We start from the raw sequence: 14194 nt of genomic DNA on the forward strand, positions 1-14194 counted from the left end.
CACCTCAGGCTCTAGAAATAGCCTTCAATTTTCTTTTTCTCCATCGAACCCGCTGAGTCATTATCAATGACACGTCCTTGACGCTCTGATGTTGTACACAGCAGCATTTCCTGAATAATCTCTGGCAGTGTAGTCGCCTCAGATTCAACTGCGCCGGTCAATGGGTAACAACCTAAAGTGCGGAACCTAACCATTTTTTGCTCAACAACATCATCCGCTTCAATCGGCATACGTTCATCGTCTACCATAATCAAAGTACCATCGCGCTCAACAACTGGGCGCGGTTTAGCTAGATAAAGCGATGGGATCTCGATGTTTTCTAAATAGATGTACTGCCAAATATCTAGCTCCGTCCAGTTAGACAAAGGAAATACACGAATACTCTCGCCTTTATCGACCTTACCATTGTAGATATTCCAAAGCTCTGGGCGTTGGTTTTTAGGATCCCAACGATGCTTACTGTCTCTGAACGAGTACACTCGCTCTTTTGCACGCGATTTTTCTTCATCACGCCTTGCACCGCCAAATGCGGCATCAAAACCATACTTGTCTAACGCTTGTTTTAGCCCTTCGGTTTTCATTATGTCGGTATGCTTGGCACTACCGTGAGTAAATGGGCCAACGCCCATTTCTAAACCACGGGGATTCTTATGCACAATAAGATCAAACCCGTACTTTTCAGCCATCTGATCGCGAAAAGCAATCATCTCTTTGAATTTCCAGTTAGTATCGACATGCATCAATGGAAAAGGGATTTTACCTGGATAAAATGCTTTTCTAGCTAAGTGCAACAGCACTGAAGAGTCTTTTCCGACTGAGTAGAGCATAACCGGGTTATCAAATTCGGCTGCGACTTCACGCATGATCTGTATAGATTCAGCTTCTAACTGTTTTAAATGGGTAAGATTTACTGACATAGTGAGTTCCGTATCCAAACTAAACGAAGACAATGACTCGAGGTAGTCCTCAAATTTGCGTTACATCATACCATCAACACAAACATTTAAAAGTTATAATCATTAAGGAATATATAACAAAAAATGATAACAAATTGGTTTTTGTCTTAGTTAATAGGAAAAGTCAGTTAGAAATATTCAATAACCAATTTACAAAACATGAATTTTTATGGTTTCTGGAAGCAAACACAATTTATCGGAACATGCTTGCAAAGTTAGGTTCACTTCACCGGTAAAGTTCTGACCTTCTAGTATCATCGCGGCTATAGTGAAATTGCCTTCATAGAGCTGTAAAACTTGATTATCAAAGCCAAGCTTTTTTTCTATAGCATTCGGATAGGTCAATATTTCATCTGCAGATTCAATACTGACCTCTGTAGCGATCAGCCTGCGATTATCAATCTGGTGAGCATTAATATGCCAACCTGCGGCCATTTCAAAATTTAGCACTACAGAATTAGATTTTTCACTTGCAATGACCCTACCGTTCCCCCGCGCAAAACTGGCTTGCCCAATACTTACGGCATCAAGAACATTGGCCTGATGAACCACAAATGAATATTCATTAACCAATTGTCTCTGCCAATTTACACTTAATGCGCCTACCGACTTAGCAAACTGTTTGTATTGCCTTTTCTGACTGAGGTTATAGCCTAAAGTTAAGGCTGAAAACGCTACCGAGCGTACAGAAGGCATCTCGCCATCACGATTGAGATTAATAACTCTATCTAGTGCAGCGGGAGTTTCGATACTTGCTACCAGTCTATTAAGCAAAAATTGCCCTCGATAATAGGGACTATCTTTTTTTGTCTTAGCAGAGCTTGTGTCTTGCTCTTCTATCATAAAAGGAGAGTAGAAACTCAACATCAATTGTGACTTAGCGAACCAGGCGAGATCTTCAGCCTCCGCTTTTATCGCAGCCCTACCTGCAAACGAGCTTCGATAGATTTGATCCTCATCGACAAAATGGCGCCATAGTTTATCTGAGACAACGAAGGCCTTATCTAACAATGATTGCAACTGGGTAGCTTGATATGCCTCAAGCAGGGCGACCACATATGCACTGTTCCAACTTAGAATAACCTTCTCATCAACAGCTGGCTTAACTCTTTGTGCTCTTGCTTGTCGTAAGGCTTTTACAGTAGCACTTTGTGGCCAATCAGCAGAATAGTTGATTTTGCTACGCTCAGTGGCTGCGAGTTGGTAATACGTGCCTTCTAGCCCTTCAGATAACGCCGATACAGCAGAGCCCATGCCAGCTTGTTGGTTTAACCAACGCTCCGTCCATTCAACCGTTTGCAAAATCGCTATCTTATACCGTGCTTGCTTTGTGATAGCGTAAAGCTTGGCCAATACTCGCAACATATTCGCTTGGGTGTAGAGCATTTTCTCAAAGTGAGGCACTTGCCAATCGCCATCAACCGCGTAGCGGTGAAAACCGCCTTCAATGGCATCATAAGTTGGACTGACGATAACTGCATCTACGTGGTTTTGAACTTGATGCAAAATTGCAAGGTCTCGTTGCCGTAAGTACTGTTCAAGTAGGCCCAACAGCCAATAAGCCCTGAAAAATCGTGGTCCACCAGCTTGTTGATCTTTAGCCAACCCTGAACTAATGTCAGCGTGAATCCTGGGTAAGACCTCACGCCATTGGCTCGATGACAATTGCACACTATTGCGACTAGAGACTGGCGGCTTATCAAGCAGAAGTTTTTGTTCAACACGTTTAGCAAGCCCCTGTACTGCGGATGGCTTTGTTTGCCAGCGCTTAGCTAAACCAATCAGCACCTTGGTAAAAGATTGTTTGTCTAAATAGGAGTCAATCCAAATTAGTTTTCCATCCGGCGTTAAAATGGCATTAATAGGCCAGCCAGCCTCACCTTTCATTGCTTCTAACGCAGACTTAAAATGGGTATCCACTAAAGGCCACTGCTCTCTATCGACCTTAACGCTGACATAACTTTCATTGAGTACTGCAGCAACTTCAGTACTACTGAAACTCTCTTGTGCCATGACATGGCACCAATGACAAGTTGAATAGCCAATAGAAATAAACAGTAACTTATCGTCATTGCTTCCGGTTTCAAACGCTGGACGCCATTCTTGCCAATCGATCGGTTGTAATGCATGACTAATGAGATAGGGTGAGTTTGCATAAATGAGGTTGTTCAAATACGGCGGCACAACGCTAACAGTGTCAATCACATGTTGCTCAACCAACCAAGATTTAAGTTCATTATAAACTTCGAGTTTTGCTGGTTTTTCAGCTGATGTAGCACTTGCTACAAATGAAACCAAAAGCAGCGTAACAAAACACACCACTTTGGCCCAATGTAATAGTCGTTTCATCGTTACATCACTGGCTATTTAGGGTAAGAGATCATGTAACTTTGATTGGCATCCACATTATCAAAGTGCTGACGCTTACCATTTGGCCAAATAATACTGACCTTAGCCTGATGCGCTTTACCTAAACCAATATGCTGTTCTTTCGGGTGCACAGACATATAGCCTTGGCTACCGTTTACTTGACGCCATGTGTAACCGTCACTTGCAGTTGTCACAATAATTTGTGCGCCAATTGCGTCTCGGTTAACACCATTTTGAGGAGAACCTTCTAAGGTAATCTTCAGCCAGTTGTTACTGAGCTTTTGCGCCTGATTTGCAAACAGTTGCGCGGTATCATGATAGTTATTTACCGCTACATCTAAATCGCCATCGCTGTCCAAATCTAAGTATGTCGCCGCACGCGAGTTACCAATAAAATCAAGGCCGCTTAATGCCGAAACATTGTTGAGTTTGCCATTGCTGTTAATAAAAAATACATTGCTCGCCTTCGCTGCATCAGGAAAGTCCACACTAACTGATTCTCCACTCATAGGGTCAGTATAATAAGGGTTCTTTTTCGAGTAGACATAGTAATCGTTCATACCATTTAGTACATAAAGGTCGTCATCGCCATCATTGTCCACATCAAAAAAATCCGCATCCCACGCCCAACCTGTCGTTGAATAGCCTCGTCCAACCGAATCGCTGTGCTGATACTTTAGTGCACCTTTTTCATTTTTCGCCGACAAGAATAGATCGTTACCCTCTACAACACGCATATTGGCTAACTTATCGGGGTTAAACTCGGCAGTGGTATCTTCACTCGGCAATACGTATTTTTGATCTTTATTCATTGTCACAATATTAGAGACATAAACATCGGCAATACCATCACGGTTTAAGTCACTTAAACTCAAATTCATAGTATAAGATGGCTTATTAGTACCAATATTGGCGGCATAATCCCTAAACCCTTTACCTTGCTGATTGATATAATAGGCATTGACACCGAAATCGTTGCCGACAATCAAATCTTGCCAACCATCCATGTTTAAGTCTGCGTGGGTCACCGCTTGGCCCCAACCGTTATTGTTGGCACCTAACGCCTTATCTGCTTGCTCAAACTTGAAATTACCTTTGTTGATAAACAGTACATTCTCGCCACCATTATCGTTGCGGCGCTTGAGCGTTGGTAAATCACCTTTTAAATAATTGCCAAAATACTGAATATAAACATCTAATAGGCCATCGTTATTTACATCAACAGTCGTTGCCGGGCCCCCAACAGCGCCTATACCACCTAAATTAGTCGCAGTACTGATGTCTTCAAATTTACCCGTGCCATCATTTCGGTATACATGGTGCAACTCGTCAACATAAGTAATGATAATATCTTGGTCGCCATCGTTGTCCCAGTCGGCAATCAGCGGCTGCCTAGGCTCTCCAGCACTGTTGCTGGAACCTTGTCGGCGACTCACATTTACTAAGCCTGATTCTTTGGTTACATCGACTAACCCTTTACCCGTATTAAAAAATAGCTTGTTGCCTAAACCACTAAGCACCAGCAAATCCGTGAGTCCATCACCATTAATATCTTCAGCGGCGATGCCACTGCCACCAAATGCTGGCGGAATAGTGATAATGCCTGTATCCACATCTTTTTCTAAATAGCTGCGTAATTGACGACTCAACCAATCAGAGGAACGATGCTCTACTTCAAAATTTTGCTGCACTGACACATTTTCAAAAAACTGAACATCACCTTTATCTTTTGTCTTGCTATTGTCGGCAGACACAATGGTCGCCTGTAAACTTTCATCTGGCTGATATTTAGTATGCGCAGTGATATTGCTGTCAATCTGTTGGTAGCTTTGTGCAACCAACTCTGCAGACAAGTGTTGTTGCTGGTTCGCCTTGCCAATCGTACCAGCTTCACGTAATAATAGAACGCCATAGTGAGCAATTGCTTCGCTTAATAACTCTGCCGCAAAGGGGTCAGCTTCTAACTTAATCATGTCATTGGCATCATTGAGCGCCTCTTTAAAATAGACCCAATGCAAACCTGAATCACGAAATGCATCCATATCATAAGATTCAATGATCACTTGCTTATCTTTTGCATATTTCGGATAAAAAATCACGTCTTCATATTCATTGACATCATGGGGCAGAACACTGTGCAGCGCCGCAGCAACATCTGCTTCTTTAATGGTAATTCCCTTAGTTTGCTGAGCATAGGCTTGCGCGTTTAAGTAAAGCGTACCCGAAAATGCGATCATCGCCTCAATGAAATATTGTTTGAAACTCGCCTTAGCTTGCTCGCTCTCGGGCATTGCTAATTTGGCAAAATAGACCTGTAGGTTACGAATAAATAGTGTTTGATTAACATCATTATATTGGGCGAAAGCTGCAATTTTTTGCTCTACCAACGGCATCAATAAACCAGACTGACGTTTAGTGTTATTTTGTACCGGTATTTGAGAGGTTGCTTGCTGATCTTGTGAGACATCTAAATCTGGAAACAGTGCTAACCAGCTGCGATCAATATGGTTAGCACTTACTTCGTATTGATCCTCAGCACGAGCACTTTCATCTGCTAATTTAAGTAATGATAAGGTGACTAAATCAACTTGCTGAGTAATATAATTCGCCGCCTCATCTGATAGTTCAGGAAGTGCTAAGTCAAAATCCAATAAAACATCTTGCTGCACCGCGAGCATCGCTCTTAATGTGTAAGCTATTGAGCCATAATGTTGCTGATCACGCTCAGTGATAATTACCTGCTGCTGGCCTAACTTCACCTGCCATTGAGGCACAGAGCCGTTAACTAAGGTTGTGGTAAATAGCTGGGCAGTGGCCTCAGACACCGACGATTTTGTGAGAGGATCTTGCTGAGGATAGCGTTTTGCCGCTTCAGTCCAAATGAATTTTACTAGCTGTTTTTGGTATTCAGTTTTACTGTATCTTGCTTGCTCGGCTAAGGGCGTTCCATATATCAGCCCTTCTAACCTTGTTGCCGTCGCATGGCACTTAGGGTCTTTGTCAGTTTCTAACTGACCCATTAGTTTCAAAATACCATCGTCAATTGGCGCAAATTCAAATTCGGTGTTGGCCAATGCGCCGTTTGTAAAAGTGGCGATAAGTAAACTACTTAACGCTAAGCGCTTTAGCTTTAATTTTGGTGTAAAACTAACAGCGGATCCAATTCCATAGTTTAACAAGCGCATGCCTATCTCCATTGCCATTGTTATGACATATCATTATTTTATTGATTTAAAACTGAATTACTCTCTACCAAATCGAAAAATGCCGATATCTTGAAGATATCGGCATCTATCTGCCCTGTCTATCGAATTTTAGCTCGCCTAACTAGATTGGAACGATACAAGGCAAGTAAGCTAAGTAGTACCACTAAGTACCACGCCAAAGCACCGCTACTGCTACTTTGTTCAGCTTGCTCAGGAACAACAAGATTAACGGTGACACTGTCATTTTGTGAATTAGTGTCTGCTTCCGCTGAATCAATCATACCTGTGAGTGTATAGCTCCCAGCATTGGCTGTAGTGATCCAGACGGTAATCGCATGTTGCTCTGTTGCGTTTAACTGACCCACATTACACACCATGCCGTTATTCGCTAAGCTACAACCATTGGGCAACTGGCTCAATGTAATACCAGAATCGGCTGCAACGGTTAATACAACTTGGCTAGCATCTCCCAAGGAAACATTGCTAACAATGAACTCTACTGGCCCGGCTTTATCTGTTTGCGGGAAATTAGGTGCTTGGGCAAATAGGCTCACATCAACTTCTTGCGCGCCAAAATAGGCTTCACTAGTTAAGAACCATAAACTCATGCCTTGCTGCGCGTCCAACGTCACCACATCCAAGTCACCATCTGAATCTACATCGACCAACAAAACCTCAGCGATATCGGCACCACCAATCACACTAGGGCTAACACGAATATCATTCACACTGTAGTAATGCCAAATGCTCACGCCTTGAGACGTCACAAACAGCAACTCAATAGTGCCGTCACCTTGCAAATCAGCAACAAGTATCTTGTTGGCTTGAGGTAAATTCACAGTACTGACTTGTGACATATCCGATAACAAGTCGATGACCAATGACCAGGCTCCATCATGATAGATGAATCCGTCAATGGCACTATTGCCATCAATATCAGCGGTCAGCAGCTTCTCAATACCTTGAGGTAAACCATTGACCATGGTTGCCTGCCAGCCATCTACCATTGCCGCCACCAACACCGGCTCAGAACTCGTACTCGACAATAACAGTTGGGCTTGGCCATTAATCTCAACCACATCAATGCTTGATATACCGACTGCCTCAGTAGATTCGGTATGTGAATCTGCTGCTGACTCTATATCACTAGTAATTGCTGCTCCTACATCTTCACTACTTGTTACTTGATTAAAGGCTTGATTAGAGAATTGACTAGAGACCTCACTCGATAATTGAGCCAACTCGAAAAAGTTAACAAGTTCAACGCTTGTATTACCACTGCCTATACCAGAGTAAATTGCGATTTCTGTTTGATATATGCCAGCCAAAATGAGCTGCTTATCACCATTACCAAATAAATCAGTAACCACCGCGATGTCGGCATCAACAGCATCAACAACCTCTTGGCCGATAAGCGCTTGGCTACCATCAAGAAGATACACTAGATTACTTCCAGATAAGCCACCCGTCGTTATCACGTCGCGATGACCATCTCCGTCAATATCTGCTACAAGCAAAGCGCTAATTGCAGAGTCAGCCGCCATTGCCTTATCTAACAGCAACTGGCCAAGACCATTGTTTAGCCATATTTCAATGTCGCCAGCGACTTTGTTATAGCTCACTAAGTCGGTTAGTCCGTCAGCATTAATATCAACTGCGTACCCAATTTCCACCGGACTACTGGATAACACCTCCCCTGGTATCGTTGCTAACGATTCAGCCACCAATAGTTGTGCTTGTGCTGAAACCGCTGCCTCGACGTTGCTGGCGCTAGCCAATAGCTCTGCACTGTCAAAGCCCGATTGCCCGCCTGCAACAACCGCTATCGTTGCAGTAAACTGCTCGGTTGATGCTATCGACTCAGTTAACTGACAGCTAATAACTTGCTCCTCACTGCTACACTGAGAAGGAACAGTGGATATTATCAAGTCATCAGACAAAGTCACATTTGCTGTCACTGATTCCGCATCCGCTAGACCAGTATTGTTAAGTTCAACAATCAAGCTTACAGCCTGCTCAGGCGCTACCGGTGCGGGAGAGAAGTATAAACTGGCCGTTAATTCGGTATTACCGGGTGCAATGACCCTTAACGTGTATTGTTGTAATACTGCGCTATCAATTTGACCGTCGGTGACACCAACTACAACCGCAAAGCTCTCACCAATACTTTCGGCTGGGGCAGTACCTTCAACTAGACCACTATTACTAATCGTCAACCACTGCGGTCCAGACACCAAACTAAAGCTCAAGGTATGTGCGATATCCACATCCTCAGCCGTCAATTGGTATTGATAGGCTTGCTCGGCAACAATTTCAGTGACCGGTGATGAGGTAAATATCGGCGCGTTATTGACATTGATCACTTCAATACTAAATGGTGCTAAAGAGTCACTCTCGCCAGCTTTGTCAGTCACTGTTATTTGAATATCTGAGGATTGCCCCACATCATTGTTGCTAGGTGTACCAGATAACGTCCCTAACTGGGTATCAAACATCGCCCATAACGGTTTGTTGACAATACTAAATGTTAGTTGCTCGTTTTCATCAGCATCTGTAACCGTAGGAGTAAAGCTATACAGTTCTCCTTCTAGTACACTGTTTGCAGGCACGCCGGATATGTCAGGCGCATCGTTAACATTAACAACTTCGATATCAAAAGCGGCTAAAGCTGTGCTCTCCACGCCATCGGAAACTGAAATTACAATACCGCTAGTGATACCTATATCTGCGCTACTCGGCATACCGGTTAACGCGCCGCTATTTGTATCAAATGATGCCCAGCTCGGTTTGTTAATAATGCTAAAGTTCAGGCTATCACCCGCATCGGCATCAGACGCCTCTGGCATGAAGCTATAGCTATTGCCCGCGCTCACCATCGTACTTGGCGAGCCTGAAATCACTGGAGCATCGTTAACGTTAATCACGATAATGCTAAAGGCGGGTAATGGTACGGAAACCGTGCCATCTGACACTGAAATAATAATACCGGAAGTCGTCCCTATATCCTCATTGCCAGGGCTACCACTTAATGTTCCATCAGCTGAGCTAAAAGTCGCCCATTCAGGTTTATTCACAATACTAAAGCTCAACACATCAGCGCTATCAATATCTGTCGCTACTGGCGTAAAGCTATAATCACTTCCTTGACTTACTGAAGTTGCTGGGTTACCTGATATTGTAGGAGCATCATTAGCGTTAACGACGGTAATGTTGAAGCTCGGCAAGGAACTAACCACTGTACCATCAGTAACCGAAATGACTATTCCACTAGTGATACCAACGTCGGTATTGTTAGGTACACCTGACAACGTACCGTCTGTGCTACTAAATGTGGCCCAATCAGGCTTATTTACAACATTAAACACTAGAGTATCACCGACATCATCATCACTACTTGTCGGTGTAAAACTGTATGCAACGTCTTGATTAATCGTCGATGCTGGCGTTCCTGATATAAGAGGTGCATCATTACTATTGACAACCTCAATATCAAATGCCGCTAGATCTGTAGTTAATGCCCCATCTGAAACTGTGATGACAATAGAGGATGTTGTACCTACATCATCATTGGAAGGCGTTCCAGATAAGGTACCGTCCGTATTACTAAAACTCGCCCAAGTTGGTTTATTTACGATACTAAAAGTTAATGTATCTAAAGTATCAGCATCACTCGCTGTGGGCGTAAAATTGTAGCCCGCATCTTCAAATACCGAAACATCAGGGGCACCTGAAATCACGGGAGCATCATTAAAATCGTAATTAACTAGGTATTCGATTGCAGCAGTATTGCCATTATTTGCACCGTCAACAGCTAAGTTTGCAGCAATATTTAGAGTGACATCTCCCTGAGTTGTTGGCGTAACAAGTACACTATAATTCGCTGCGTCACTAATTGTGAACGAACCTAACCCTGCATTAACTATGTTTATATCTGTCACATCAAAACCGGTGACATTTTCACTAAAGATAATATTGGCAGTAAAGGCTGCATCAGTTGTTCCCACCGGACCAGTAATTGTTGCCGATGGGTATTCATCGTCATAACTAACAACCAATGTATTGGAAACCGTATTACCATTTGTAGCCGAATCTGCCGCCGAATTTGCAGCAATACTTAACGTGACATCTAATGTCCCTGAGGCGCTCACGGTTACCTGATAATTTTGCGCATCGGTAACCACAAAGTTTGAAAGCGCACCATTTGTGACTGCAATATCGCTTTGGTCAAACCCCAACATATTTTCGCTAAATGCTATATCTACGACGAAATCTGCTGACTGAATGCCACTTGCTGCACTCAAGGAAACGGAAGGAGCACTGGTATCAACAGCAAAGACATTACTTGGCCCTGCAGCTGGAGCCTGATTGGTACTAAACCTCGCGGTACCTTCAGCAATTGAAATCCCAATTGAGCCTTCACCACTTAAGTTTGATAAACTAACTTGTGCGCTTGTTGAGTCACCATTTAAAATCGAGACATCAGCGTTTGCATCACCAGTGCGATTTAACGTGACATCTGCAGCTGTAAGGTTAACTTGTTCAGCGTCTAAATAACTAATATCAAACGTTACTGGGCCAGCATTAGTAAGAATGACAGAAGGATCACCTAGTGTTAAACTCGGCGTTGGTATTAGCGGTGCTGTCTGATATTCAAATACAGTCGCTTGCGAAGCGATATTTTTAACGGTGGCGTCAACCGCATCATCTGCAACATCTGCTGCGATGCTCAGCGTAACGTCACCATCAGCCAAAGGCGTAACTTCGACACTATAGTCCGCTCCGCTACCAGCAAAGTTTGCAAGAGAACCGTTAATCACACTAATATCTGTAATATCGAAATTAGCCACATCTGTAGAAAAGCTCACTACATAGTTAATAGTACTAGCGGATGTTGGGCTAGTAACGTCAATAGAGGTAGCCACTGACAGCTCGTCGACCTGCAGGAAATCTGCCGCGGGGGACAGCACTTCAGGTCCCCCACCCACGTTTGCAGTTAAACTGCTAGAAAGTGAAAGGTAACTCCCAGACGCTACGGTATTAGGGATATTAAGCGTAACGGTGAAAGCACATTGAGATCCGTTATTCACTTCCACATCATTTACAGCCAACAAAAAGCCAGCAGCAACAGCAGACGAACCTGCACCACAAAAAGCGCTTTGGTCGGCTGAAACTATGGTAATTCCAGAGGCGGTATTGCTAAAAGATTCGGTGAAGTTAATACTAGTCGCATCATCAGCTCCTACCGCATTAGTGAGAAGGTAGGTTAAATCTACATTGGTACCAGCCGTACCGACTCTCACTGGATTGGTCACAAAGCTTTTGGTAAATGACAAACCGGATACAGTGAGTGATGTTGAAGATAGTGGTGAATTTACTGCGCTGCCAGCAATGGTTGCCGCTACTTCTGAACTTGTTAACGTGTAGGAACCAACTGTATCAGAGGGTAATTGTAAGGGAACAGTAAACTCACAATCCTCGCCTGGAGCCACCGTCCCTCCACTAAAACTAAGTGTGCTTACGCCGCTAATTGATGAGCCAGAGCCACATACATCATTGCTTGGCAAACCTGTCGCAACAAGACCTGCAAAGCCACTGTTTAAATCGAGCGTAAAACCAACGTTACTGGCATCTGCACTGCTACCATCACTCGCATGCAGACGAACTTTTAATTCAGCTGCCGCCCCAGGTGTGACCACATCATCGACAAATGACAGTGATAATCGCGGCGCAGATTCTACATTAAAGGCTACGCTCGCTGACGGATTACCACTAGTGACCGTATCAGCGTTTATGGTTGCTGAAATTGTTTCAGCACTATAGCTGTATTCACCAGATCTTACATCATCAGCTAAAGCAACAATCAGATCAAAACTACAATTTGCGCCTCCAGCTAAACTTGCATTGGATACATTCAAATACCAAATATCAGAATTAATAAACAAGGACGCACTTGAACCTGCGCCACAAAACCCACTTGCGGGCAGCGTTACTGCAGCGGGGTTAATCACTTCAGTTCCGCCTAAACGAGTAGCAAAACTGATAGCTGATGCGGTATTATCCGCGTCTATATTCTCCAAATTATAACGCAGCGTCACATCATCTTTAGCTGTAAACGGCGCGGTTAACACCTGCATACTGAGTGCTGGTGCATTAGAAATACTCAAACCATTAGTCACATCTGGAAATATCTCTACTTGACCATCAACCATGGCTGATACGCCAGTGACCTTATTAAGATAAAAACCACTAATAGCGTCCGCGGGAACGCTGACGGGTACGGTAAACGTACATGACTCTCCCACGCCAAGCTGAGCACCTAACAATGTTATCGTTTGCGACCCAGACAACGTAGAGCCTGCACCACAAACATCAGCAATAGGCGTTGCTGATGCTGATAATTGCACCGTAGTAGCCGGTGCATCCGGGTCATCTGAAACCAGTAGATTATTAGTAAAAGTAATATCTGACGCTGCGAAGCTGCGGTTGAAGTTAGTGATTGTTACGTTTAAATCAGCACTACCACTAGGCTGCACAAGTAGTGGTTCAAAGACTAAATTAACAAATTCACGTTTGGCAACGAGGTTAGCACTTGCTTTACCGATCGTTTTGTTAGGAGTAAATGTCGAAATAACGCCCGTTTGTATATCAAAATCCCCCGCTCGGTCAGCAAGAACATCGATCGATAGTCTACATGCAGCCGAAGCCCCAACAGCGCCACTAGATAGCGAGATAGAGCTCGCTCCGGCAGCCTCAGAAAGTGTAAATGGTGATAAACAATCTTGGGTAAAATTAGGGTTAGGAGCGATAGTTAACCCAATCGGCAAGTCTACTTTAGCGCTAAAACTAAATACCATGGACGCTGATGGATTATCGAAGTCAAAATGTAAGGTGCTAATATTACCGACAGAGATAAGCGCCGGCGATGCAGATAAACTCACTTTTACCGAGTCAGTATCTACTGTAATCGTTTCAGAAGTATCGGCAGAGGTCCCTAAACTTGAATTAAATGCTGTGCTGACAATATTGCCAGTTTGCGTCACCTCAACATTAAATGAGAACGTACAGCTACTGTCTGAACCCAAGCGATAATTAGAAGCCGAAAACGAACTGGTACCCGCGGCAGCAGTGAAGCTACCATCAGTACATGTTGTGGTTGCAAAAGGCTCTGTGGCAATCAAATGGCCTGCTGGTAAATTAGCTAAAAATTCGATGTCAGTGGCATTTTGGCCATTCATAGTCGTTACCGTGTAGGTAACTGTACTTATATTGCCGTCAGCGACACTGCTATTAGTCACTGCAGAGCTTAAGCTAATGTCATCAGAATTAGCCCAAGTAGAAGTCGCAAAAAAAAGCAAAACAGAGCTAATCACTAGTCTTGGTAACCCCTGGCCACACTTTACACTATCAAATAAACCAATCATCGAAATATCCTTTATAAAATACTGCAAAGTACTTATTCAGCTCGCATTTTAACCAACACACCTGAAACATAATAGTAACAGTTTTTTCAAAAGTGTGTAGAGATTATGGTACTATTATATTAGCGGTTATTAAGGTAATAAGTGAAACGAACCACAATGCAACCAAGGTGTAAACTCAGAAAATACAACAACTTAAGTTGCGCTCATCGTTGGGCGACATTAAAACCACAATAATGACTTT

Annotated in this window: 4 protein-coding genes; all 4 read right to left on the reverse strand. The window is 43.4% G+C overall.

Annotation, left to right across the window (positions count from 1 at the left end):
• Positions 1-11: 11 nt before the first annotated feature.
• Positions 12-917, reverse strand: coding sequence for a sulfate adenylyltransferase subunit CysD (gene cysD / locus FLM48_RS13860; protein ID WP_028771765.1), 906 nt, complete (start codon positions 915-917; stop codon positions 12-14).
• Positions 918-1106: 189 nt separating this feature from the next.
• Complete coding sequence (locus FLM48_RS13865) at positions 1107-3305, reverse strand: DUF255 domain-containing protein (RefSeq protein WP_179025033.1); 2199 nt, start codon at positions 3303-3305, stop codon at positions 1107-1109.
• A gap of 14 nt (positions 3306-3319) precedes the next feature.
• On the reverse strand, positions 3320-6511 hold the full coding sequence (locus FLM48_RS13870) for a CRTAC1 family protein (RefSeq protein ID WP_179025034.1): 3192 nt from the start codon (positions 6509-6511) through the stop codon (positions 3320-3322).
• A gap of 119 nt (positions 6512-6630) precedes the next feature.
• Positions 6631-13953: a putative Ig domain-containing protein gene (locus FLM48_RS13875; protein WP_179025035.1), complete on the reverse strand. Its 7323-nt coding sequence runs from the start codon at positions 13951-13953 to the stop codon at positions 6631-6633.
• Positions 13954-14194: the final 241 nt, after the last annotated feature.

Origin of the sequence: Shewanella sp. Scap07 (genome assembly GCF_013394145.1) — a bacterium.
GTDB classification, from domain to species: domain Bacteria; phylum Pseudomonadota; class Gammaproteobacteria; order Enterobacterales; family Shewanellaceae; genus Shewanella; species Shewanella waksmanii.

What these genes read in the sequence shown, in the direction of transcription:
- cysD (WP_028771765.1), bottom strand. Translation starts at nt 917, where the DNA reads ATGTCAGTAAATCTTACCCATTTAAAACAGTTAGAAGCTGAATCTATA.
- FLM48_RS13865 (WP_179025033.1), bottom strand. Translation starts at nt 3,305, where the DNA reads ATGAAACGACTATTACATTGGGCCAAAGTGGTGTGTTTTGTTACGCTG.
- FLM48_RS13870 (WP_179025034.1), bottom strand. Translation starts at nt 6,511, where the DNA reads ATGCGCTTGTTAAACTATGGAATTGGATCCGCTGTTAGTTTTACACCA.
- FLM48_RS13875 (WP_179025035.1), bottom strand. Translation starts at nt 13,953, where the DNA reads ATGATTGGTTTATTTGATAGTGTAAAGTGTGGCCAGGGGTTACCAAGA.